We start from the raw sequence: 23,205 nt of genomic DNA, 5'->3' as shown, positions 1-23,205 counted from the left end.
CGTACTGGGGGGAGTTCTCCCTCTCCGCAAGACTGCCGATCGGCCCGTCGACCGGCGGGCAGACCGGAGAAGTGACGGGGGAAGCACCATGCGAGCGATGTTCCGCAGGACCGCGGCGATCGCGGCCGGTACCGCGGCGGCGGCCGTACTGACCTTGGGCACGGCGCAGGCCGGCACCACGGACGCCTGGGCCGGCTGTCCGGACGGCGCGGTGTGCGTCTATCCCGAGGGCCAGGACCCGGCGGTCACACCGAGCCTGACCTTCTGGAGCTACGGGGCCCACAACCTCAGCGGCCAGTACGGGGCCCACTGGGTCCTCAACAACCAGTACGGCGGCGCCCACGCCAAGCTGTGCAGCGGCTACAACGGCACCGGCACCTGCCACCACGACATGGCACCGCAGAACGGCTGGCGGACCGACCTCACACCGGTCAACTCCATCGTGCTGTACGTGCCGTAGGCGGGGCCGGCCGGCGGGCCCGAGGCGTCTGCGACGGCCCGCCGCAGTACCGGTGTCCGCCGGGCCGGGCGCCCCTTCGGGAGGGCACCCGGCCCGGCGGAGCCCACCGCCCGCTGTCGCCTCGCGCCCGCCCCGGCGGGGAGACGGCGCCCTGCACCGCGGCCGGCCTCGCCGCTCGCGCGTCCGCATCGCAGCGAGCCGTCACCGCCAGTCGAAGAAGTCCTGGTCCTCCGGGGACAGGTACCTGCGCGCCTCCTCCTCGACGAGCGTGACGCCGAGCCCGGGCCGCTCGCTCACCGTGACGTGACCGTCGGTCACGATCGGCTGGGACCAGCCGTCCACGATGTCGTACCACCAGGAGTGCTCGGGGACCGGGTACTCGAAGGCGACGAAGTTGTCCGGCAGGGTCGAGCAGACCTGCGTCAGCGCCGCGAGGCCGATCAGACCGTCGTAGACGCCGTGCGGGGCCATGAGCAGGCCGTGCAGATCGGCGTACTCCGTGATCCACTTCAGCTCGGCGAGGCCGCCGACATCGGCCGGGTCGGGGCCGAGGACGTCCACCGCCCGGGTCTCGATCAGCTCGCGGAAGCCCTGCCGCAGGTAGAGCTGCTCGCCGGTGTGGATGGGGGTGGACGTCGCGGTGGTCAGGTCGCGGTAGGCGGCGGTGTCCGACCACGGCACGTAGTCCCCGGTCAGCAGGTCCTCCAGCCAGAGCAGGTGGAAGGGCTCCAGTTCCCGTGCGAAGGTCACCGCGTCCGTCACGGTCCAGCCGGGACCGCAGTCCAGGGCGAGCCCGATCTCGTCACCGAGGACCTCCTTCATCGCGGCCACGCACTCCACGGTGTGCCGCAGCCCGCGCTCGGTCAGCCGGCCCCGGTAGGGGTGGGGCCCACCGGTGCGCACCTCGGAGTAGGAGTAACCCGGTATCCGCCCGGCCATCGGGTCGTGGTACCCGATCGCCTGCTTGATGAGGGTGAAGCCCTCCGGGGTGGCCTTCAGCTTCCTCATCAACTCGGCGAAGTCCTCCGGCTCGTCGCCCGCCCGGGGGAAGCGCACGCCGCCGTTGTAGACCCGCACCCGGTCCCGCACCTTGCCGCCCAGCAGCTTGTGCACGGGCAGGCCGGCGGCCTTGCCCGCGATGTCCCAGATCGCGGTCTCGATGGCGCTGACCACGCAGCCCCAGGGCTTGGTCCCGCCCAGGCGGCGGACCCTCAGCATCACCGACTCGACGTTGGTGGGGTCGCCGCCGAGGACGAACTGCTCGAAGTAGGGGACGAAGGCCCTGGCGAACGGCTTGTAGGACTCGATCTGCCCGTACCCGTCGACGCCTTCGTCCGTCACGACACGCACGACCGGGCTGTCACCGATCAGGGCGCACTTCACGGCGGTGATTCTCACGTTGTACCTCAGGTCCTCTCGTGGTGGGGAATCCCCCGTTCAGTCGCCCGACGTCGCCGGTGCGTGTCCGCCTTCTGCGGCGGGGGAGGCCGGACGGGACGTCCCGCCCGTCGCCGGGGTGTCCGTTGCCGGGGTGTCCGGCGCCGTGGGGTGCGACGCCTGCCCGTCCGGCGCCCTCGTCTCCTCGGCGGTGACCCGGTCCCGCTCGGGCTCGTCCCGGCCGAGGAAGAACAGCATGACGAGGGTGGTCAGCACCGCGACACCGCCGGCGACCAGCCAGATCGGCGTCCAGTCGGAGAGCCGGGAGTGGGTGGCGTCACCGATCACGCCGTTGTAGATCGAGCTGGCCACCAGGGCGCCCAGCAGGCTCCCCACGCCGAGCTGGAAGAAGAAGACCAGGCCCTGCGCCTGCGCCTTCAACGCCGGTGCCACCATGCGGTCCACGTACATGTAGATGGTGACCATGAAGAAGTCCGTGGTGATGCCGTTCAGGGCGACGACGGCCATGGCCAGCCAGACCTGCCCGTGGGTGAGGACGAGGAAGATGCCGCACCGCACCACCCAGGTGCAGGCCCCCGTGATCAGGATGCGGCGGTAGCCGACCCACTTGAGCAGGCGCGGGAGCAGGAGCATGAAGACGAACTCGGCGGCCTGGCCCAGCGACATGATGGAGGCGACGTTGTGCACCCCGGCCGCGTCCAGGTACGTCGAGCCGTAGTCGTTGTACGTCGAGATCGGGACGAAGGTCAGCAGCACACAGACCATCAGCACCAGGAACCTGCGCCGGCGCAGCAGCGGGAAGGCGCCGATCCCGATCACGTCGCCGGCCCGGAACCGCTCGCCACGCTGGAGCGGCGGCGTCGAGGGCAGCGTGAAGGAGTAGACGCCGAGCACCGCCGAGACCGCGGCGGCCAGGTAGAAGATCTGCGGGCGGGCGGACATGCCGTTCTGCCCCACCACCAGGCCGGCCACGATCCAGGCGAGGGTGCCCAGCGAACGGATGTAGGGGAAGACCCGCATCCGGCCCAGGAGGTGCGCGAAGGAGATGTTGTTCGGCATCGCCTGCGTCGGCTGGAAGAACAGCATGAAGACGAAGAGCAGAACGACGAAGAGGGCGCTCTCCCGCTGCTCGACCGCCTGCGGCATGAGCGCCAGCAGCACCGCCCCCGCCAGGTGCAGCACCCCGAAGACCTTCTGGGCGGGGAAGAACCGGTCGGCCAGGGCGCCCACGAACAGCGGGGAGAGGATGGCGGCGACCGCCGAGAAGACGAAGACGACACCGATGAGGCGGCCGAGCCCGTTGCTGCTGAGGACCAGCCCCATCGTGGGTTTCCAGGACCCGAAGGCGAAGTACTCCAGCGCCATCATGGCGCCCAGGCGTGCGTAGAGTCCGGTGGATCTGCTGCTCATCGAAGGCTTCTCCAGGCATTGCGTCCGAGCGGGGAGCGGGCTCGCCGAGTCGGCCCGCGGACGCCGCTGCGTCACCTTCGGGCTTCTCCAGGCGGTGGGTGGGGGCGTCGGTGCCACCGTCCGGTCCCGCCGCCGACGAGGTTCCGGGCGGTCGGCGGCCGGGCGGCAGGGGCGGGACGCGGGCAGGGCCTCAGGTGGTGTCCCGGCCCCGGCGGGTGACGGCGCCTGTGCGCCGGTCAGGTCGCGGCGGTGGCCGTGGTCGCCTCAGCGGTGGGCGGGAGGGTGTCACCGGCCGGCACGGAGGTCACCTCGGACGTGTCGCCGGGGCTCGCATCGAGCGTGCCGCTCGGGCCCAGCGGCGGCGGGACGTCACCGCCGGAGCGCTCCTTGCGGAAGAGGACGGCGAAGAGCACGAGGGTGACCAGCGAGACGGCCGCGGCCAGGAGCCACAGCGTGTTCCAGTCGCCCAGCGTCGGGGTGGTGCGCCCCGCGACCGCGTGCGAGTACAGGGCGTCGGCGAGGAGCGCTCCGAGTCCCTGTCCGACGCCGATGCTCAGGAAGAAGACCAGGGCCTGCGCCTGCGCCTTCAGAGCGGGGGTCACGAGGCGGTCGACGAACATGCAGGCGGTGATCATGAAGAAGTCGTTGCATGCGCCGTGCATGCCGACCACGACGTAGGCCAGCCAGTGCGGCCCGCCGTCCATGGCGAGGAAGAGAGCGCACCGCACCGTCCAGGCCACCAGCCCGGTGGTGAGCACGCCCCGGTAGCCTACGGTGCGCAGCAGCACCGGCAGCACGAGGATGAAGAGCAGCTCGAAGGCCTGGCCGAGGGACATCACCGAGGCGACGTCGTCGACCCCGGCGGCCGACAGGTAGGTCGACCCGTAGGCGTTGTAGATCGAGATGGGCACGCTGATCAGCAGCATGCACCCCATGACGAGGACGAACTTGGGGCGGCGGAAGAGCGCGAAGGCCCCGCTGCCGACGAAGTCACCGATCCGGAACATGGCGCCCCGCTGCTGGGGAGGGGTGGCCGGCAGGGTGAAGGCGTAGACGCCGAGCAGCACGGACCAGCCGGCCGCCAGGTAGAAGATGACGGGACTCGCCGAGAGCCCCAACTGGCCCACCACCAGCCCGGCCACGATCCAGGCCCCGGTGCCCAGGGCCCGGATGTAGGGGAACACCTCGGGCTTGTCCTGGAGGTGGACGAAGGCGATGTTGTTCGGCATCGCCTGGGTGGGCTGGAAGAACAGTGTGAAGACGAAGAGCAGGACGAGGAAGAGCCCGTCGTTGCCCGAGGTGACCGCCGAGGGAATGAACACCAGCACGGCCGCGCCGGCCAGGTGCAGGGTGCCGAAGACCTTGTGGGCGGAGAAGAAGCGGTCGGCGAGGGCGCCCACGAACATCGGGGAGAGCACAGCCGCCACGGACGAGAAGACGAAGACCAGGCCGATGAGGTCGCCGAAGCCGTGCTTGCTCAGTACCAGGCCGACGGTCGGGTACCACGACCCGAAGACGAGGAACTCCAGGAGCATCATCGTGCCCAGACGGGCGTAGAGGGGGGTGTTGCGGTGCTGCATCGGTGGTCCTCTCCGTTGAGAACTCAGCGGGCGCCGGGGAGGAGGGACGGCGTTCCGTACGGGGGGTGTCACCCCCGCGCGGGTGCGGAGCCGGCGGGGGACACGGCCGGCCGGCACCGTCGGGCACCGGGAGGCGCGGACGGCTGCGGGGGTGGCCGCGGTGGCGGCCGGCGGACTTCAGGGCTGTTTGATGCGCAGGTGACGCCAGCGGCAGGCGGCACGGGGGCCCCAGCGTTCCGCCCCCATCCGCCGGTCGGTGTCGTGCACCTCCAGGGCCAGGTGTCCCCGCTCGCCGAGCAGGGAGTGGACGGCGTCGGCGTCGTAGTGCGGCGCGGTCAGGGGCGCGAGGTCGATCTCCGCGACCAGCAGGCCGTTGACCCAGGTGGTGACGCGCGGCCTGGCGCCGACGCAGCGGATGCGGAACTCGTTCCAGTCGTCCCAGCGCCACACGTCGAGGAACTCCCGCACCCCGCAGGACCGGGTGAGCATGGCCCGCTTCTCCGGCCCGCACGGCTCCAGCGTGGTCGCCGGACCGTCCTCGCGCAGGCCGACGGGGTCGCCCGCGGCGTTGCGTTCGGCGTCCAGCGCGAAGGGGACGGCGTGGAAGGCGCCGATGCCGTTGCCGTAGAACCCGCCGATCGAACCGGACCTGCGGTGGTCCACCACGATCTGCAGGCCCTCCCAGGCATGGCCGCGGCGCCGGACGAGGACACCGGTGTCGGCAGGCCAGTCCGGCCTGGCCTCCAGACGGAGCTCGAAGTCGCCGAAGGTGCGCTCGGAGACCAGGTAGCCGCCGTATCCGCTGCCGGGCGGGTCCTGCCGCCCGACGATCGCGCCGTCCTCCACCGTCCACTTCGCCGGGTGGGCGTCGGCCTGCGTCTGGTAGTCGGCGGGCCAGTCCCCCTGGTCCAGGACGTGGGGTCCGCCCGGCCACTGCGGTCCGTAGCTGCGGGGGACGGCGTACCAGCCGTCCAGGGTCGCCCCGTCGAAGAGGCTCTCGTAGCCCTGCTCGTCGTTCATCGCGCACCGCCGGACGTGCCGGGGGCCGCCGGGCCGGGGCGGACGGACCGGACGGGGGCGCTGGTCGCGCGGTTCACCGGACGCCGTCCTCGACCGGGTAGGAGACGAACGCGAACCGCCTGCTGTCGGGTGCCCAGCTGTTGACGTTGAGGGTGCCCTGGCCGCCGAAGAGCGGGAAGCTGTGCAGCGGCCTGCTCCAGTCGTCGACGGCCACCAGGTGCACGGTGACGTCGAGGTTCTCGGGGTGGCCGAGCGTGCCGGCGGGGAAGGCCACGTAGGTGGCGAGGGTCCCGTCGGGGGAGAGGTGGGGGAACCAGTCGACGGTTTCGGAGGCCAGGACGCGTTCGGCCTGCCCGCCGTCCGCGGCCAGGCGCGCGAGCTGGGCGTGGCCCGGCGCGGTGGTGAAGGCCTCGCTGTTGAGGTAGACGAAGCGGCCGTCGGGGGAGTACTCCGGTCCGTCGATGTGCCCCTCGCCGGTGTCCACGAGGGTGCCGGGTCCACCGGCGGCGGGCATCAGGGCCAGCCTGCCCGGTGCGCCCTCCACGCTGCGGTCGATCGAGACGTACGCGAGGGTCCGTCCGTCGGGGCTGATGCCGTGGAGGAAGTGCAGGGTGCCGTCCTCCTCGGTCAGGCGCCTCCCCTGACCGCCCGTGGCGGGCGCGGAGTAGAGGTGTCCGTCCATGCCGGAGACGTAGACCGTCGCGCCGTCGGGGGAGAGGACGTGGTCGTTGTTGATGGCGGGGACACCGTGGAGCGGTACCTCCACGGGCGGGACGCCGCCTTCGACGTCCAGCCGCCAGAGCCGCCCGTCACCGTTGAGCAGCAGGTGGGTGCCGTCCAGGCTCCAGTTGGGCGCCTCGAAGAGGATCTCCGAGGTCTCCAGCAGCAGGGTCGGCGTGGCGGAGGTGGTGGAGGCGATCCACACGCAGGTCCGCTGTCCCGGCTCCAGGGTCCGGGGACGCATCCCGGTGTCTTCGCTGTCTGCCATGGGTTCTTCCCGTCTCTCGTTCGTGGCCGGCCGCGGACCGCTGGGGCGGGGCGGCCTTCCGGATGCCGTACGACGCGGGCATGGACGCCGTGTCGGCCACGTGGCCCGACGAAGCTCGGGGGTGGCGGCGGCGCGAGGCGGAGGGCGTGGTGACACCACGCGGCGCTCGGGGCCGCGAACATCCGGTAGGACGAATTCCGGGTGTGAGACGCGAGGATCATGTGCCGCCGCGTCTTCGCCTGTCAAGCCCTGGTGACCAGCCCCATCCCCGGCCTTCCGGCTGCGGGGACGAGACGCCCACCGCTTCCTCAGGCCGTGGCCTCCGCCACCAACTGCGCGAAGTTCTCCGGCGAGAGCACCGTCTCGACGCCCGCGGCCACCCCGCCGGCCGCCCCGGCGGGCTCCCCCAGCACGCTGTGGTCGAGCAGCAGGTTCCGGGTGGCCAGCGGCAGAGCCCGGCGGTAGACGACGCTGCGCACGCCGGCCAGGACGTCGTCGCTGGCCGCGCTGACCAGGCCGCCGAGGACCACCGTCCGCGGGTTGTAGAAGTGCACCAGGGCCGCGACCACCTCGCCGATCGGCTCGGTGGCGGCACGAATCGCCCGCACCGCCGTCGCGTCCCCGGCCCGCAGCCGCCCGGCGAGGTCCTCGATCGTCCGCAACTCCTCGTCGTGCTCGTGCAGTCGGCGCAGCACCGCACCTGCCGAGGCCACGGCTTCGACGCAGCCGACGTTGCCGCACTGGCAGACCACGTGGTCCGCCCCCGCCACCCGCACGTGCCCGATGTCGCCGGCGGCGCCGTCCGCGCCCCGGTGGAGCGCACCCTCGGCATCCACCAGGCCACCGCCGATCCCCGTCCCGATCTTGATGAACAGCAGGGGGGACCGCTCGGCGGAGAGCGCACGGGCCTCACCGAGCGCCATGAGGTTCACGTCGTTGTCGACGAGCACGGGGCAGCCGAAGCGGTCCCGCAGCGTGTCGCCCACCGGGAAGCCGTCCCAGCCCGGCAGGATCGGCGGCCGCACCGGCCGGCCCAGGTGGGAGTCGACCGGGCCCGGCAGTCCCACGACCACACAGCGGACCTGGTCGGGCGCCATGTCCGTACCGGTGAGCAGGTCGCGCAGAGCGGCCGTCAACGCGTCCAGGTAGGCCACCGGGCCCTCGGCCACGTCCAGGGGGACCACGCGGTGGGCCAGCAGGCGCTGCCCGAGGTCGGCGACGCCCAGTCGGGCGGAGCCGGTGTCCACGTCGGCCACGAGCACCGCGCCGCTGCGGGCGGCCAGTGCCAGCCGGTGGGCCGGCCGCCCCCGGCCCCCGTCGGCCGAGCCGCCCCGCTCCACGACCACACCGGCCGACAACAGGGTGTCCAGGTGGGTGTTGACGGCCGTCCGCGACAGGCCGGTGGTCCGCACCAGTTCCACCCGCGAGTCCGCGGTCCCGGAGGCGATCAACCGCGCCAGTGAGGCGCGGACCGTCGCGGCGTCGGTCCGCCCCGATATCTGCGGCAGGGCCAGGCGCACCGGTTTCCACATGAAGACTCTCCAACCCGCGAGATTCGGTCACATTAATGACCGCAAAGAAAATAAAACAGAACTCTTGCGTGTGTAAATGGCCGAGACATAGCTTCAGCGAAGGCGAAACCTGGGCGTGAGACACCCGAAGTGAACGCCAGATGCAAGGAGCCACCGGTGAGCACCACGTCACCGCCCGGGCCGCTGCGCGCGCAGCGGCCGCCCGAGACCACCGACGCGACCACACCCCGTCCCCGCCGCCCCCGCGCGGCGCTCGTGGGGGCCGGAATGATCGCCGCGGTACACCGGCGGGCGGCGCTCCTCGCCGGCGCCGAGATCACCGGAGTCCTGGCGTCCACCCCGCAACGCGCCCGCGCCACGGCCGAGGAGTGGGGCGTGGCCCACGCCTACCAGGACTTCGAGCAGGTGCTGGCCGACGACCGCGTCGACGTGGTCCACATCTGCACGCCCAACGCCACCCATGCCCCGTTCGCCGAGGCCGCGTTGCGGGCCGGCAAACACGTCGTCTGCGAGAAGCCGCTCGGCGTCTCGGCGGCCGAGGCCGAACGCCTCGCCACCCTCGCCCGGTCGACGGACCTGGTCGCCACCGTGCCCTTCGTCTACCGCTACCACCCCCTGGTGCGGGAGATCCGCGCCCGGCGCCAGGCAGGCGAGTTCGGCCGCTGGAACCTGCTGCACGGCAGCTACCTGCAGGACTGGATGCTCCCTCCCGAGGCCTCGGGCTGGCGCGTCGACCCGGCGCTCGGCGGTCCCTCCCGGGCCTTCGCCGACATCGGCTCCCACTGGTGCGACCTGGTGGAATGGGTCTCCGGCGAACGCTTCAGCGAGGTCTTCGCCGCCACCTCCGTCGCCGTGCCCGAACGGCCCACCGGCACCGCCGTCAGCTTCTCCGGCCCGGCTGACGAACCGGGCCGGTGCGCCCCGGTGCAGACCGAGGACTCGGCCACCGTGCTGCTGCGCACCGCCGAGGGACTCCTGGGTTCCACGACGGTCTCCCAGGTGGCCGCCGGCCGCAAGAACCGCCTCTGGTTCGAACTCGACGGCTCCGAGGGCAGCGCCGTCTTCGACCAGGAGAACCCCGAGGCGGTCTGGCTCGGCGGCACGGACGGCAACCGCGTCCTCGTCCGTGACCCCGGCCACGGCAGCCCGGAGCAGCGCCGCCTCTCCCACCTCCCCGCCGGCCACGCGCAGGGCTACGCCCAGTGCTTCGAGGCGTTCGTGGCCGACACCTACGCCGCCATCGCCGGTGCCGCCCCCGACGGCCTCCCCACGTTCGCCGACGGCCTGCGCTCAGCACGCCTGGTCGACGCGGTGCTGCGCTCCTCCCACGACCGAACCTGGACCAAGGTGTGACGATGAAACTCGGAATGCTCACGGCCTGTCTGCCGCAGTGGAGCCTGGACCGCATCGCCGAATGGGCCGCCGGCGCCGGGTACCAGGCGCTGGAGGTCGCGGTCTGGCCCGGCACCGGCGGACGCGACTTCGAGGCCAGCCACCTGCCCGTCGCCGACTTCGGCCCCCGGCAGGTGGAGGAGACCCAGGCGCTCTTCGACCGGCACGGCCTGGAACTGTCGGCCTTCGCCTACTACGAGAACAACCTCCACCCGGATCCGGCACGTCGCGCCGAGATCCACACCCACCTGCGGCACGCCGTCGACGCGGCACAGGCGCTGGGCGTGCCCTACGTCGGCACCTTCGTCGGCCGTGACTGGACGAAACCGGTGGCCGACAACCTCGCCGAGGCCGAAGGCGTCTTCCCCGCCCTCGTCGAGTACGCCGGCGAACGCGACGTGAAGCTCGTCATCGAGAACTGCGTCATGGAGGGCTGGCACCCCGACGGCTACCCCGGCAACCTCGCCTACTCCCCGGAACTGTGGGAGTGGATGTTCGACCTCGGGCTGTACCTCAACTGGGACCCCTCGCACCTGACGTGGATCGGCATCGACCCCGTCGAGACCATCGCTCCCTACGTGCACCGGATCGTCCACGCCCAGGCCAAGGACGTCGAACTCTTCCCCCAGGCCCGGCAGCGCTACGGCTCCTTCGGCAAGGTCCACAAGAACGGGCCCTGGGACATGGGCTGGTGGCGCTACCGGGTGCCCGGACTCGGTCAGGTCGACTGGAACCGGGTGGTCGACCGCCTCCACGAGTGGGGGTTCACCGGCGTTCTCTCCGTCGAGCACGAGGACCCCGTCTGGAGCGGCGACGAGGAGCGCATCACCCGGGGCCTGCGGATCGCCCACCGCACCCTCAGCCCCCTGGTGGGGGAGTGAACCGGGTCCGCCCCCTGCCCACCCACGCACCACAGAACCACGGAGCACCCATGAGCCACCCCCGCGCAGCGGCCCCGCTCTCCGTCCAGCTCTTCAGCGTCCGTGACGCCCTGGAGGCCGACCCCGACGCCGCGCTGGCCCGCCTGGCGGAAACCGGCTTCCAGCACGTCGAACCCTACGGTCTGTGCAGGCCCGACCGGACCCCGGCGGAGAACCTCGTCGCAGTGCGTCACCTCCGCGCCGCACTGGACCGCGCCGGACTGGGGGTCTCCGCCGTGCACGCAGGCCTTCCCGAGGACCTCGGTCAACTCGCCGAGGCATGCGCGGCCCTGGAAGCGGACACGGTCTTCGTTCCCCACCCCCACATGGTCACCGCTGCGTCGCCCTTCGACGAGGCCACGTTCACCAGTGGTGACACCACCGCCCTGGACGCCTTCGCCGCGCGCCTCGGTGAGGCAGCCGCCGCAGCCGACACCCACGGGCTGCGCCTCGGCTACCACAACCACTGGTTCGAGTGGGCGATCCTGCCCGACGGCACGACCGCCTGGGACCGGTTCTGGTCCAGGGCCGGGGAACACCTCGCCGCCGAGGTGGACCTCTACTGGGTGGCCGCGGCCGGAGCCGACCCCGTCGCGGTGCTGGACCACCTCGCGGAGCGGACGCTCTCGCTGCACCTGAAGGACGGGCCGGCCGAGCCCTGGCAGCCGCAGACCCCGCTCGGTACCGGCCGGGTCGACGTCGACGCGGCTCTCGGCCACGCCCCGGACAGCGTGCGATGGCACGTGGTGGAGGTCGACTCCACCGATCTCGACCCGTTCGAGCTGCTGGCCGGCAACGCCCGCGCCCTGGTGCGGCGCGGTCACAGCACCTGGCAGGGGTGACCTCCCCCGGTGCCCGCTGCCGCCGGTGACCGGCCGGCGGCCATCCGGCGTCCCGCACCGACAGCTCGCCACCGCCCGCGCCGGCGACCGCACGGCCCGCGGCTGCGGACGGCCCGGGCCGCGGGCCGTCCGCCCCCGGGCCGTCACAGCCCGCCCGCACGCAGAACACAGGAGACCGACGTGAAGAACCCCCTGCCGCTCAGCGGCTTCATCCAGATCGCACTCGTCGTCGACGACATGGACGAAGCCCTGGACACCTGGTGCCGCCTGCTCGACGTGGCGCGCCCCGACGTCCGCGTCACCGCGCCCCAGCCGAACCCGAACGAGTCCTACCGGGGCCGAACCGCCTGCTACGGGCTGAAGTTCGCCGTCCTGGAGTGCGCGGAGCGGGGATTCGTCATCGAACTCCACGAGCCCGACGACAACCCCTCGACCTTCAAGGAGTTCAAGGACCGGCACGGGCCCGGCGTCCACCACATCGGCTTCGAGGTCGGTGAGGCCCGCGACGCCGTGGTCGAGGAGCTTGCGGCCCTGGGCCACCAGCCCCGCACCGTCGGCCACTACCCCGGGGGCAGCTGGACGGTCATCGACACCGAGTCGGTGCTCGGCGTGAACCTCAACATCAAGCCGCGGGCCTGAGTCGCCGGGCCCCGGCCGCAGTCGGGGCCTCCCGGGGCGAGGTGGTGACACCGCACCCGGCCCTCCCACGCGCCCCCGGCTGGACGGGACCTGCCGACCGGAGGCGTCCACCGACCGGAGGCCGGGCCGCCCCCGTGTTGCCGGCGGGCGGCCTCAGCCGGTGCCGGGCCCCTTCGACATGGCCTTCATCCAGGCATGGGCCGCATCGGCGAGGGCGTCCTCGGAGAGGTTCTCGAAGGCCCGGAGCCTGAGGAAATGGCGGGCGATCGTGAGCCCGAGGATGCTGCTGACGACCAGCGCGGCCCGCGCCTCGGCGTCGTCGCCCTCGAACGAAGCCGAGAGGTTGCCGACGCGCTCGTCGAGGAAGTCCCGCATGGACGCCTCGGCCTCCGGAACCGTCAGCATCGAGCGCACCAGTGCCCGGGTCTCGGGAGGCAGCTCACCCATGCGGACGCCGAGGACGTCGACGAGGTGGTCCGTGGCCGCCTTCTGGTCCTCCTCCGGCAGCCGGACGGCGATCGCGAAGAGCGAGGCCTTGGAACCGTAGTGCTGCATGACGAGCGAGGCGTGCACTCCGGCCCGCTCTGCGACGGACCGGATCGTCGCGCCCTCGAAGCCGTGGAGCGCGAACTCCTCCTGGGCGGCCTCCAGGATGCGTTGCGCCGTCCGGGCGCGCTTGGCGTCCCTGCTGTTCCCGTTCACGCCCCCAACTGTACAAGCTCGCTATACAAGCGTTTAGCGAACCTGTTAGGTTCCTCGCTAAACATCCGTTCAGCGAAAACCCGTCTCCCCACGGAGGGCCGGTCATGACGTTCGTCGCGATCGAAGAGCACTGGACCACGCCGCAGTTGACGGCGGCACTGCGGAAGCTGCCCGAGGAGAGCCGCGACGACAGCCTGGCGTTCAACGAGATGGGCGACAACCTCTCCCGCCTGGAGGACATCGGCGAGGCCCGCATCGCCGCCATGGACGAGCAGGGCGTCGACATCCAGGTCCTCTCGCTGGCGCCCCCGGCGACGGGCCCTCTGGCCGCTGCCGACGCGGTCCCGCTCAGCAGGGACACCAACGACCTCGCCGCCGAGGCGGTGCGGCGCCACCCCACCCGCCTGCGGGCGATGTGCACCTTGCCGATGGCCGATCCGGCAGCCGTCGCCGGAGAGCTCGAACGGGCCGCGGGGCTGGGGTTCGTGGGGGCCATGGTCTACGGCCGGACGGGGGAGACCGCGCTCGACGACCCCTGCTACGAGGACCTGTTCGCGACGGCCGCCGCCCTCGGCCGGCCGATCTTCATCCACCCCCAGATTCCGCCACGCGCTGTCCGGGAGGCGGCCTACGGGGGCTTCGAGCCGATGACTTCGCTCGCCCTGTCCACGTTCAGCTGGGGGTGGCACCTCGAGGCGGCCCTCGCCGCGCTGCGCCTCATCGCCCGGGGTACCTTCGACCGCCACCCCGACCTGCAGATCGTCCTCGGCCACTGGGGCGAGCTGCTGCTCTTCTGGAGCGACCGCACCGACAGCCTGGCCCGTATCGCCGGCCTGGAGCAGAAGACGTCCGACTACCTGCGCACGAACGTGCACATCACCAGCTCCGGCATGCTCAGCCCCGCCCTGCTGCACCACGCCCTGGAGGTCACCACCGTCGACCGTCTGCTCTTCTCCACGGACTACCCCTTCCAGCGGCCCGGCAGGACGGAGATCCGGCAGTTCCTCACGGAGTTCGGGACCGAGGAGGAGCGGCACAAGTTCACCTCCGGCAACGCGCGGAAGCTCTTCCGGATCGACGCCTGACCGGGCCTGGCACCGGGCCCGGCGACCCGCCCGTGACCGGCGGAGGCTCGGGCAGCGGGCCCACCGAGGGATGATCCGTCCGGCGGACGGGTGCGCCGCCGGGGGAGCGGGAGGCGGGTCAGGCCGCCAGAGCGCTGACGCCCAGGGCCAGCAGGGTGAGCACCTTGAGCGACTCGGTGGCCACGTAACCCAGGTGGGCGCGGGAACGCGGGGTGGACGACCCGGCGAGCACCTGGTCCGAACGGCGTGTCAGCCGCGGGCGGACCACGAGGAGTTGGGCGACCAGGAGCAGCGCGGCAAGGGCGGTCAGCACGACCACGGGCACGGGCGGACCCCCCACGGCCACAGCGACGATCACGGCGAGGGCGAGGACGACTTCGACGCGGTTGAGCGCGCGGAAGACCAGCCGGCCGATGCCCAGGCCGACCGGCAGGGTCACGCCCGGAGCCCGGAACTTCAGCGGCGTCTCCAGGAAGGAGATGCCCAGGACCATGCCGAGCCAGACGAAGGTGACGGCGGCGGCCGTGGCGGCTGAGGCGGCGTTCATGGGGGACTTCCCTTCTGCTTGCGTCCGGAACTGCTCCGGGACGCACCGGAACTACTCGTGGCCGAGCCACAGGTCGGGGCCGAAGACCTCGTAGTGGATGTGGCCGGCGGGCACACCCCGACCGAGCAGATCACCGCGCAACGCGCGCAGGAACGGCAGGGGGCCGCAGAGGTAGGCGGTCAGCCCGTCGGGGAGGTCCAGCCCGGTGAGGTCAACCCTGCCGCTCCTCGCCTCCCGCGGCCGGTCGCCCGGGTCCTCGTACCACAGGTGCAGTCGCGCGTTCGGGAGGGCCTCGACGAGGTGCAGGTGCTCCGCCCGGTGGGCGTGGTCGGCGGGGGAGCGGTCGGCGTGGACGACCGTCACCGGCTGCCCGGCCTCCCGGGCCGCCAACCGGTGCAGCATCGCCAGCACCGGTGTGCAGCCGATCCCGGCCGAGGCCAGCAGCAGCGGCCCCTCGCCACCAGCGGGCAGGACGAGGTCGCCGAAGGGAGCGGAGACGGTCAGCGCGTCGCCCACGCTCGCCTGCTCGTGCAGGAGGGAGGAGACCTCCCCCGCCGGCGTAGCTCCGGCCCCAACTCGCTTGACGGTGATACGCCACCGCGGCCCGGGGGCACCGGAGAGGCTGTACTGACGTGCCTGCCGGGCCCCGTCGGGCAGGCTGACCTGCACGCTGACGTACTGGCCCGGGCGGAAGGGGCCCGCAGGGCCGCCGTCGGCACGCCGCAGGACCAGGGAGACCACGTCGGCGGTCTCCTCCCGTCGCTCGACGATCTCCATCTGCTGCCAGACCTCGCCCTTGGCGATGCCGGCCTCCTCGTGGAGCTGAGCCTCCAGTGCGATCAACGCGTCGGCCATGAGCCAGTAGACCTCGTCCCAGGCGGCGGCCACCTCCTCGGTGACCGCCTCACCGAGAACCTCGCCGACGGCCGAGAGGAGGTGCCGGTGGACGAGTCCGTACTGGTCGGGGGCGATGCCGAGCGAGGCGTGCTTGTGGGCGATCCGCCCGAGCAGCACATCCGGCCGTGCCCCCGGGTGCTCCAGCAGCATGGCCGCGAAGGCAGGGAGGGAGCCCGCCAACGCCTTCCGCTGCTCCCCGTTGGCCTGACTGCCCCGGTTGAACACATCCCTCAGCAGTTCCGGGCGGTCCTCGAAGAGCCTGGCGTAGAACAACGCGGTGATGTCCCCGATCGCCGCGCGGACGGCGGGCAGGGTGGCCCGGACGACGGGGATGGACTGCTCGGAGAGCACAGCAGCTCCTGAAAACTGGTAAATGATCTTCGTGTTTATGGACGTGTGCAGCGACCACGCCGACGGGTGCGGATCACTCGGTGCGGCGGCCTGCCAGGCCGACCAGGACTGGTCCGGTGGGCGAGGCCACCAGGTCGGTCACGGTCAGCGGGTCGAGGGTGGCGTAGAAGGCCTCCTGTGCCTCACGCAGTGCTCGCCGCAGCCGGCACGCCCCGCGTAGCGGGCAGGGTGCGTCGCCGTCGCAGGCGACCACCTCGTCCTCCCCCTCCAACTCCCTGACCAGCCAGCCGACCGAAGCCTGCCGCCCCAGACCGGTCAGCCCGAGCCCGCCGCCACGGCCCCGCCGGGCCTCCAGCACGCCCAGGTGCCGCAGCCTGGTGATGGCCTTGGCCATGTGGGCCTGGGGTACGTCCATGGCCTCCGCCACCTCTCGCGTGGTCAGAGGCTCGGACTGTTCGGAGACCGCCAGGCGCATGACGGCACGCAGCGCCAGGTCGGTGAACTTCGTCAACCGCACCTCTGCACGCTAGCAAACACGTATCTGAGGTTCCGGTTATGGGGTCGGGGCTCGCCGTGGCTTGCGCGTCGCGGCCCTCCGCTGCGGGGTTCCGGCGGCGGGGCTCCAGGGGCCGGATGCCGGCGCCGCCGTGCGCTCCGCCCGGTTCGGGCGGACCTCCCGGACGGGGCGCGGCGGTTGCGGTCGTCGCGCAGGGCCGGGGGTGCGGGCTCGGGGGAGTGAAGTGCGTCACAGTCGCCGTCGGTGGGACGGTGCCCCTGCGTGCCACCGTTCGGCCCGACGGAATGGCGGGAAGCGGCCTTCACCTTGGCGACCGGTGATGGCACTGCGTGTCGCATCGGTTTGCAGCTGCGACCAGTGGGGCGGCTGGTGCGAGGCCCGCCGTGAGCCTCTGAACGAGGTCGGCATTTTTCTTGCCATCGCGTTGCACGTTTGACCACCTCCCTTCGAAATCCTGCCGTTGAGGGCGGTCTGCCCTCCGGCTCCGGGGCGCATCGTCCGCCCGGTGCCGCCATCGAGCAGAGGGAAAGAGACCGTGACACCCACCGACATCCCCACCGCGCTGGCCGTCGCCACGGCGCTGCGCGTCTTCGCCCCGGACCTGCGCCGCCTCACGCGCCGTGCCCTGCGGGAGGGGGTGCGGGCAGGGGCGGCGGCACTGGTGGAGGAGGGGCGTCGGAGGCCCCCCGGCCGGCGTGGCCCGCTCGCCTCCGCGGTGCGGAAGGAGGAGAGCTGATGCTTCCTTCGCCGCAGTCGGACGACAACGCCGACCGCCCCGTCCCCCACACGCTTCCCGCGCCCTTCGGCGCCCTGGAGGAGCTGGCCGCGGTGCGCTACACCATGCCGCCGGCACTGGAGGCCTTCCACGACCTCTACATCAGGTCCTACCTCAACTACGCCCACAGCATGCTGGGCGACAAGGGCGCGGCCCAGGCCGTCGTCCACCGCTGCTTCTCCCACCTGGCCCTGAACTGGGACAAGGTGATACGCCAGCCCAGCGCCGAGGCCTACGCCTGGGCGTTGCTCAAGCAACGAGTAGCCACCCATCTGCGGCTGACCGACCTGCGCCCGCAGATGGTGGAGACCGCGGCCTTCCAACGCACTGCACGAGCCCTCCTGGAGGACTTCCGCCAGCAGTTCGAAGTCATGGAGAGCGCGCTCGGTCTCTACACCGCCATCGCCTCGCTGCCTGAGCGGCAGTACGACGTCGTCGTCCTGCTCTTCGTCCTGAACTACCCCACGGCCCACGTCGCCCACATCATGGGGGTCAAGCCGGAGACCGTCCGCTCCCACGTGCGCCTGGCCCGCGTCCGCATCGCCACCAGACTCGGCCTCCCCCTCCCGACCGACGACGTCAAGGAGTAACCGTGCCCGCGTACGACATCGACCAGGTCCTCGCCGACGCCCACATTCCCGACGCCTTCGCCGACTACGACCTGGAGGCCTCCAAGCGGGCGATCACAGCCGAGGTCTCCGGCGCCCTGTGCAGGAGCGGCCGTGCTGCCGGCTGCTCCCCGGCCCTCCACGACCGCCTCACCGCCGACCTGTACGCCCTGTCCGCCCAGGCGCTGCACCGCAGTGACGCTCCCCAGCGCCTGGCCCGCCTGGTCAACAACCGCCGCATCGACCCCGACGGCGCGCTGCACTTCGCCTGCCTCCTCAACCTCGCCGACTACCCCGACGCGGCCCAGTTCTGGTGGCAGTTCGCCGCCGGCGCCGGCAACGCCACCGCGGCCCACCTGCTGTCCCTGCTCCACCTCCGCCGCGGTGAGTACCGCGACGCGGAGCACTGGGCGGACCAGGCGGACGAACTCGCCGACACCTCCTGCGGACGGCGTCCCACCTACCGGCGTCCCGAGTCCGCCCTCGTGGAGCCCCCGCGCCCCAACAAGAACCTGAAGGCCGCCATCGCCCACCTGACCATCGACGAGGACGAGGAGTTCGGCCCGGTTCCCCATCCCGACCCGAAACTGGCCGAGCGGATAGAGGAACTCGCCGAGGCCCTGTGACCGCGAGCCCGAGGGCGGGGGCCGGTGTTCGTCGTCACATCAGGGAGATCCACCGCGGCCGGTGCGGGCCCGGCGACCGGGCTGCCTGACGCACCATCACGCCCTGCCCGAATCCGACCGGGCTGCTTCAGGCCAGCCAGAGCAGGTCCGTCACCCGGACCTCACGCGAGGACGGGTGGGAGGTGTAGGAGATCAGCACCGGGAGGCGCGGGACGTCCACGTTGTGGCGACCGTCGCCCATCGGGAGCCCCGGCAGGGTCTTGTCCGCGTCGGCCGCTCCACCTGCCTCCAGGGCCAGCGCCCGGAGAAACAGGACCATTTCGCGGTGCAGGTCCAGGTCGGCGGCGCGCATCGTCTCCAGGACGTCCGCAGCGTGGTCGGTGAGGAGCAGTGTCCAGCGGTGGCGGTGGGCGTCACTCACCCGGGGCGCCCGGAAGCTCGGTCAGCGGCACCAGGCGGTGGCCCGACGCGGCGTCGGCCAGCCGCTGCTCGCGTCCGGGGACGCTGTCGAACATGGCCTCCATCCACCACTTCCGCAACACCGCGTTGATCGGTTCCCCCTCTTCGGCCTGCCCGACCTCGGCGTAGAACGCCATGCGCTTGGCGCCGGCGAGGGCGGCGGCGACGGCATCGATGGTGTGGGGGAGCGGGCGGACCCCGACGTCGGCGGGGTGCTCGGGCTGGGCGCTCACGGCTCTCCTTCTCGCAGACCTTCTCCACCGAGAGTAGAGCAGCCCGCGACGCGGCGGGGCCGGCCGGCGGGTTCGAAGCCGGCAGGCGCGCCCTCCCGGGGGCTCGCGACCGCCGACCGGAGCCGGCCCCGGGGCAACCGCCACCCGCGCCCCTTCTCGCGCTACTGCCCGATGCCGTTCTCCTGCAGGGCGCCCGCGCCGGAGAGCGTCACCTTGGCGATGTCCTGGCAGGTGTCGCTGAGGGAGCTGCCGGTGTAGGTGCCGTTGCCGGCGCTGGTGGTGGGGATGCCGAAGAGCAGCCTGGAGTACCTGGCGTCGGCGCAGACCGTCGAGGGGTCGTTCCAGTCGAAGTACTCGGTCCAGCTGTCGAAGCCGTCCTTCGCCATCGGGTGGGTGCCGTCGATGGAGATGGTGCCCAGGGTGATGGTGGTGCCGGCGGTGCGGTCGTTGATGCTGAACGTCCAGTTGCTGCCGGACTGCTGCGCCGAGAGGGCATAGGCGTGACCCTTGACGGGGCGCGTGTCCAGGCGGCAGGTCTTGCCGGTGCCGTCCTCGGCGAAGTTCTGGCAGTAGGTGCCGCTGCCGCCGGGGGTCGCGGCGCTGCCGTTCCAGACGGAGACGAGGAACATGCCGCCGCCGTCCTCGTGGGTCTGGAAGCCGAAGTAGCCACTGGCCTGTGATCCGGAGAAGGCGAACTGGGTGGACCAGTAGGCGTTGTAGTCCCCCGGATCGACCTGGAGGGTCATGGGCATGGAGAAGGAGGTGACGTCGGCGGGGGCGCTCCACGTGGCGTAGGTGCCCGGGGTCTGTCCGGTCGCGGCCTCCGCGGCCGGCGCCGGCCCGGCCACCAGTGCGGAGGCGCAGACCAGTGCGGTGGCGGCGCCGACGGCCGCGCCGCGTGCGGTGAGAGATCCGATCAGCTTCACGACAGGTCGTCTCCTTCAGTGGGGCGGGCATATGGCAAGGACCCCTAAGTGCCGTCCACCGGGCCGGTGTTGCCGGAGCCACCCCGCAACCGTCGCGCGCGGAGATCTGCGGAGCAAGCGCCTCCGGCTCACACCGCAACGAAAACCCAACCGGTGGGGAAGGAAAGTCCAAGCCGGCGGGGGCGGGCCTGCCGGGCACCGGCCGGGAGGTCGGCGCGGTGCGGGGCCGGGCCGCCGGCGAAGCGGGCCCGGAAGACGGCCGAGGTCCTCACGGTGCTGTTCGGACCCGTGGGCGACGGCTCCGGCGTACCGGCCGAGCAGCGTCCGCGGGCACCTCTCGGTGCCGGCTGTCCCCCCGCCGATCGGTCCGGTCGGGCCCATCCGCCGGTCGTGCGGGTCACCGACCCGCCGGGAGAGGCCGCGGCGCCGCCGAGCCTGCACCCGGCGGGTGGCGTGGGGCCCGGCCACGCGCAAGCTCGCGGCGCTCCCCGATGCGCAGCGGACGTCCTGCCACGGGCACGGGCACGGGCAGGGGAAGAGAGGGCTCCCTGCCGTGGGCCGCCCGGACGACCGGCACGCCTGCCGCGGGCCCGGACGACCGGCACGGCGGCGGCACCGGCGGCGGCGTGTGAGCTGCGGAGACGCGGCTCGGGTACGAGGCACCGCCGAGGGTCGGTACCGTGGAGCCTCCACGACTTCGAGGTGAACGCTGCGTGTCTACTGAGAGACGGAACATAGCCGGCCGATACATGATCCTGTGGGGGCTCGTCCTCCTCGGGTTCCTGGTCGTCCTCGGTCTCGCCGCCAAGACGGCTGCGGTGACCAGCGCGGACGTCCATCTGAACGAACAGTTGCTGCCGCTGCGGGACGGACTGCCGACGGCCCTGGCCAAGGCAGCCACCACGGCCGCCTCCTCCAAGGTCGGGGTCGCGGCGGCGGTGCTGGTGCCGGTCGTCCTGTGGGTCGCCCGCCGACGCGTCGACGCCGTCCGGGTGCTCTTCCTGATCGGCGGCACGCTGGCCGTGGCCTTCGCCGCCAAGCTGCTCATCCACGAGCACCGCCCGCCGCAGCGGCTCTGGCTCATTCCGCCGGACAACGCGCAGAGCTTTCCCAGCGGTCACACCGCCGTCGCCACCGCACTGGTCCTCACCGTGATCTTCCTCACCCGCGGGGCCTGGCGGTACCTGTTCGTCGTCCTCGGCGCCGTGGCCGTGGTGGGCGTCGCCTTCGCCCGCATGTACCTGGGCGTGCACTACCTCCCGGACGTCATGGGCGGCTTCACCTCCGGACTCGGCTCCCTGCTGCTGACCGGGGGCGTGGCCAGGCTGCCCGTGGTCAGCACGCGGCTGGAGGCGCTGGATCGGGCCCGCAGCCGAGGCCGCCACGCCGCTCCCTCCGACCCGGGCGCCTCGCACCAGGAGCCGGCCCTCCACCGGTAGGAGGCCGGTCGGGGGCCGGCTCAGAAACACTCGGGCCGGCCTCCCCGCAGTACCCCAGAAGCCCCGGACCACTGGTCCGGGGCTTCCGCGTGGGCGGCGACGGCCTCGACCGCGCGCCTTCCGGGCACTGCGGGGGAGGGGGACTCACTGCCCCGTCACCTGAGCCACGGTGGGCCCTGTGGTCCAGCCGCCGTCCACCGCCAGTTCCGCGCCCGTGACGTAGGACGCCGCGTCGGAGAGCAGGTAGACCACGGATCCGGCGATCTCGTCGGGTTCGCCGACGCGGCCCATGGGGGTGTTCGGGTACTTGCCCTCGCCCGTCTCGATGCCGACGGCCGCGGTCATCGGGGTGTACGTCATCCCCGGGTGCACGGAATTGACCCGGATGCGTGCGGTGCCGAGTTCCACCGCACCGATCTTCGTCAGGCCCCGCACGCCCCACTTCGAGGCGCCGTACCCGGCCGTGAGCGCGAGGCCCATCAGGCCGGCCGCCGAGGAGATGTTGACGATCGACCCGCCGTGCTCCCTCATCGCGGGGATCACGGTCTTCATGCCGATGAAGACACCCGTGAGGTTGACGTCGAGGATCTTGCGGAAGTGGGCCACGGACTCGGTCTCCAGCGTTGTGCCGGCCGAGATGCCGGCGTTGTTGACGAGGCCGTGGATCCCTCCGAACGTCTCGGCGGTGAAGTCGGCGACGCGACGCCAGTCCGCCTCGGAGGTCACGTCGTGCCGGAGGAAGCGGGCGTGGGCGCCGAGGCCGGCCGCGAGGGCCCGGCCCTCGCCCTCCAGGACGTCGGTGATCACCACCTCGGCTCCCGCGGCGACCGCGTGGCGGGCCGCCGAGGCCCCCAGGCCACGGGCGCCTCCGGTGACGATCACGGTCCGGCCGGTGAGGTCGTTCATGACGGGCTCCTTGCGTGTGGGATGGCGCGGCGGGCCGCGGTCAGAAGTGGGTGCCGCCGTCGACGCGGATCTCGGTCCCGGTGAGGAAACGGCCGTCCCGCGAGCCGAGCATCGCGACCACCGAGGCCACCGTGTCGGGAGTGGCGAACCCCTGGCCGAGCGCCGGGGAGAGCTTCGCGAACAGGGAAATGTCGGCGTCCTCGGGCAGCCCAGGCCCGGAGCTCTGTCCGCTGACACCGCTGCCGTCCGTCATGCCGGAGGAGATGGAACCGGGCTGTACCGCGGTGAAGCGCACGCCCTGCTTCGCGTACTCGCTCGCGAGCGCGTGCGTCATGGACTGGACGCCGCCCTTGCTTGCCGCGTACGCCGCCATGTACGGGTGGGCGAACGCGGCCGAGGTCGAGCTGAAGTTGACGACCGCGGCGTCCTGGCCTCGGAGCAGGGCGGGCAGGGCCTCACGGATCACGAGGAAGGTGCCCACGAGGTTGACCCGCAGGATGCGGGTGAAGTCCTCGAGGGTCGTCTCGTGGGTGTGCGCGGAGCGCAGGATCCCGGCCGCGTTGACCAGCACGTCCAGTCCGCCGAGCCCGGTGACTGCCGCACTGACGCCCTCGCGCACCGACTCCTCGTCGGCGATGTCCACCACGAGGGTGCGGAGCCGGGCGGCGTGCGCACCCGCCTTGCCGGCGAGCTCCGCGAGCCCCGCCTCGCTGATGTCCGCGGCGGCGACCGTGCCGCCCTCGGCCAGCAGGCGCAGGGCGGTGGCCTGGCCTATGCCCGAGCCGGCCCCGGTGATCAGGACTCGGCGGTCTTCGTAGCGGTTCACGTGCTCTCCCACCTGGTCCGCCGTCCTCCGGCGGGCCTGCCTGGCGCCGGCCTCCTACCGCGCGGCGCTCCGATGGCACGCTACGCCTAAGTGGCACGTTTTGCCAGATGGGCGTCAGGTGTCGGCC

25 protein-coding genes are annotated in these 23,205 nt (G+C 72.3%); 10 read left to right on the top strand and 15 right to left on the bottom strand.

Going from position 1 to position 23,205, the window contains the following annotated elements; genetic code table 11:
* Positions 1-97 precede the first annotated feature (97 nt).
* Positions 98-460 (top strand): hypothetical protein, encoded by a 363-nt coding sequence (locus ACFV3R_RS12405; RefSeq protein ID WP_385579866.1) that lies wholly within the window; start codon positions 98-100, stop codon positions 458-460.
* Between the two features lie 201 nt (positions 461-661).
* Here ACFV3R_RS12405 and ACFV3R_RS12400 read toward each other — a convergent pair whose 3' ends face one another.
* The 6 genes from ACFV3R_RS12400 to ACFV3R_RS12375 form a co-directional block, all read right to left on the bottom strand.
* Entirely contained in the window at positions 662-1,858 is a 1,197-nt protein-coding gene (locus ACFV3R_RS12400) for a mandelate racemase/muconate lactonizing enzyme family protein (protein ID WP_385579863.1), read from the bottom strand.
* Between the two features lie 39 nt (positions 1,859-1,897).
* Positions 1,898-3,268 (bottom strand): MFS transporter, encoded by a 1,371-nt coding sequence (locus ACFV3R_RS12395; protein ID WP_385579859.1) that lies wholly within the window; start codon positions 3,266-3,268, stop codon positions 1,898-1,900.
* A 236-nt stretch (positions 3,269-3,504) separates the two neighbouring features.
* The gene (locus ACFV3R_RS12390) at positions 3,505-4,848 is read right to left on the bottom strand and encodes an MFS transporter (protein ID WP_385579856.1); all 1,344 of its coding nucleotides are present in this window, start codon (positions 4,846-4,848) and stop codon (positions 3,505-3,507) included.
* A 177-nt stretch (positions 4,849-5,025) separates the two neighbouring features.
* Entirely contained in the window at positions 5,026-5,868 is an 843-nt protein-coding gene (locus ACFV3R_RS12385; RefSeq protein WP_385579853.1) for a DUF1080 domain-containing protein, read from the bottom strand.
* 73 nt (positions 5,869-5,941) lie between these two features.
* Entirely contained in the window at positions 5,942-6,856 is a 915-nt protein-coding gene (locus ACFV3R_RS12380; RefSeq protein WP_385579850.1) for a TolB family protein, read from the bottom strand.
* Between the two features lie 308 nt (positions 6,857-7,164).
* Positions 7,165-8,388, bottom strand: a complete 1,224-nt coding sequence (locus ACFV3R_RS12375; RefSeq protein ID WP_385579847.1) for an ROK family protein — start codon at positions 8,386-8,388, stop codon at positions 7,165-7,167.
* A gap of 156 nt (positions 8,389-8,544) precedes the next feature.
* Between ACFV3R_RS12375 and ACFV3R_RS12370 the strand changes: the two genes are divergently transcribed.
* The 4 genes from ACFV3R_RS12370 to ACFV3R_RS12355 all read left to right on the top strand — a co-directional run bounded on the left by ACFV3R_RS12370 (position 8,545) and on the right by ACFV3R_RS12355 (position 12,181).
* Positions 8,545-9,741 (top strand): Gfo/Idh/MocA family protein, encoded by a 1,197-nt coding sequence (locus ACFV3R_RS12370; protein ID WP_385579844.1) that lies wholly within the window; start codon positions 8,545-8,547, stop codon positions 9,739-9,741.
* 2 nt (positions 9,742-9,743) lie between these two features.
* Complete coding sequence (locus ACFV3R_RS12365; protein ID WP_385579840.1) at positions 9,744-10,661, top strand: sugar phosphate isomerase/epimerase family protein; 918 nt, start codon at positions 9,744-9,746, stop codon at positions 10,659-10,661.
* A 50-nt stretch (positions 10,662-10,711) separates the two neighbouring features.
* The gene (locus ACFV3R_RS12360; RefSeq protein WP_385579837.1) at positions 10,712-11,542 is read left to right on the top strand and encodes a sugar phosphate isomerase/epimerase family protein; all 831 of its coding nucleotides are present in this window, start codon (positions 10,712-10,714) and stop codon (positions 11,540-11,542) included.
* A 180-nt stretch (positions 11,543-11,722) separates the two neighbouring features.
* A complete protein-coding gene (locus ACFV3R_RS12355; protein ID WP_385579834.1) occupies positions 11,723-12,181 on the top strand; it encodes a VOC family protein in 459 nt (152 codons plus the stop codon).
* Between the two features lie 153 nt (positions 12,182-12,334).
* On the opposite strand, the gene ACFV3R_RS12350 is transcribed toward ACFV3R_RS12355, so the two are convergent.
* Positions 12,335-12,883, bottom strand: coding sequence for a TetR family transcriptional regulator (locus tag ACFV3R_RS12350; RefSeq protein WP_385579831.1), 549 nt, complete (start codon positions 12,881-12,883; stop codon positions 12,335-12,337).
* Positions 12,884-12,987: 104 nt separating this feature from the next.
* Between ACFV3R_RS12350 and ACFV3R_RS12345 the strand changes: the two genes are divergently transcribed.
* A complete protein-coding gene (locus ACFV3R_RS12345) occupies positions 12,988-13,968 on the top strand; it encodes an amidohydrolase family protein (protein ID WP_385579828.1) in 981 nt (326 codons plus the stop codon).
* A 118-nt stretch (positions 13,969-14,086) separates the two neighbouring features.
* Here the strand turns inward: ACFV3R_RS12345 and ACFV3R_RS12340 are convergent, their stop codons facing one another.
* The 3 genes from ACFV3R_RS12340 to ACFV3R_RS12330 form a co-directional block, all read right to left on the bottom strand.
* Entirely contained in the window at positions 14,087-14,515 is a 429-nt protein-coding gene (locus tag ACFV3R_RS12340) for a hypothetical protein (RefSeq protein WP_385579826.1), read from the bottom strand.
* Between the two features lie 51 nt (positions 14,516-14,566).
* Positions 14,567-15,763 (bottom strand): globin domain-containing protein, encoded by a 1,197-nt coding sequence (locus ACFV3R_RS12335; RefSeq protein WP_385579823.1) that lies wholly within the window; start codon positions 15,761-15,763, stop codon positions 14,567-14,569.
* Positions 15,764-15,836: 73 nt separating this feature from the next.
* Positions 15,837-16,280: an RrF2 family transcriptional regulator gene (locus ACFV3R_RS12330; RefSeq protein WP_385579819.1), complete on the bottom strand. Its 444-nt coding sequence runs from the start codon at positions 16,278-16,280 to the stop codon at positions 15,837-15,839.
* 535 nt (positions 16,281-16,815) lie between these two features.
* Here ACFV3R_RS12330 and ACFV3R_RS12325 point away from each other — a divergent pair.
* Genes ACFV3R_RS12325 through ACFV3R_RS12315 form a run of 3 tightly spaced genes read left to right on the top strand, consistent with a single transcriptional unit; the run spans position 16,816 to position 18,289 of the window.
* The gene (locus ACFV3R_RS12325) at positions 16,816-17,016 is read left to right on the top strand and encodes a hypothetical protein (RefSeq protein ID WP_385579816.1); all 201 of its coding nucleotides are present in this window, start codon (positions 16,816-16,818) and stop codon (positions 17,014-17,016) included.
* A complete protein-coding gene (locus tag ACFV3R_RS12320) occupies positions 17,016-17,645 on the top strand; it encodes an RNA polymerase sigma factor (RefSeq protein ID WP_385579814.1) in 630 nt (209 codons plus the stop codon). Before ACFV3R_RS12325 ends, ACFV3R_RS12320 begins: the two co-directional genes overlap by 1 nt.
* 2 nt (positions 17,646-17,647) lie before the next feature.
* Complete coding sequence (locus ACFV3R_RS12315; protein WP_385579811.1) at positions 17,648-18,289, top strand: hypothetical protein; 642 nt, start codon at positions 17,648-17,650, stop codon at positions 18,287-18,289.
* Between the two features lie 127 nt (positions 18,290-18,416).
* Here ACFV3R_RS12315 and ACFV3R_RS12310 read toward each other — a convergent pair whose 3' ends face one another.
* The 3 genes from ACFV3R_RS12310 to ACFV3R_RS12300 form a co-directional block, all read right to left on the bottom strand.
* Positions 18,417-18,710 carry a hypothetical protein gene (locus ACFV3R_RS12310; protein WP_385579808.1) on the bottom strand — a complete coding sequence of 98 codons (294 nt, stop codon included), beginning with the start codon at positions 18,708-18,710 and terminating at the stop codon, positions 18,417-18,419.
* Complete coding sequence (locus ACFV3R_RS12305) at positions 18,703-18,981, bottom strand: hypothetical protein (protein ID WP_385579805.1); 279 nt, start codon at positions 18,979-18,981, stop codon at positions 18,703-18,705. The genes ACFV3R_RS12310 and ACFV3R_RS12305 overlap by 8 nt, the downstream gene beginning before the upstream one ends.
* A 161-nt stretch (positions 18,982-19,142) precedes the next feature.
* On the bottom strand, positions 19,143-19,907 hold the full coding sequence (locus ACFV3R_RS12300; RefSeq protein ID WP_385579802.1) for a DUF3472 domain-containing protein: 765 nt from the start codon (positions 19,905-19,907) through the stop codon (positions 19,143-19,145).
* Positions 19,908-20,620: 713 nt separating this feature from the next.
* Here ACFV3R_RS12300 and ACFV3R_RS12295 point away from each other — a divergent pair.
* The gene (locus tag ACFV3R_RS12295) at positions 20,621-21,346 is read left to right on the top strand and encodes a phosphatase PAP2 family protein (protein WP_385579799.1); all 726 of its coding nucleotides are present in this window, start codon (positions 20,621-20,623) and stop codon (positions 21,344-21,346) included.
* Positions 21,347-21,490: 144 nt separating this feature from the next.
* On the opposite strand, the gene ACFV3R_RS12290 is transcribed toward ACFV3R_RS12295, so the two are convergent.
* Entirely contained in the window at positions 21,491-22,252 is a 762-nt protein-coding gene (locus ACFV3R_RS12290; RefSeq protein ID WP_385579796.1) for a glucose 1-dehydrogenase, read from the bottom strand.
* Positions 22,253-22,292: 40 nt separating this feature from the next.
* Positions 22,293-23,078 carry an SDR family NAD(P)-dependent oxidoreductase gene (locus tag ACFV3R_RS12285; protein WP_385579793.1) on the bottom strand — a complete coding sequence of 262 codons (786 nt, stop codon included), beginning with the start codon at positions 23,076-23,078 and terminating at the stop codon, positions 22,293-22,295.
* Between the last annotated feature and the right edge of the window lie 127 nt (positions 23,079-23,205).

This window comes from Streptomyces sp. NPDC059740, assembly GCF_042733155.1.
Classification (GTDB): domain Bacteria; phylum Actinomycetota; class Actinomycetes; order Streptomycetales; family Streptomycetaceae; genus Streptomyces.
The sequence above is the reverse complement of the archived record's forward strand: the minus strand, read 5'-3'. Positions and strand labels throughout refer to the sequence as shown.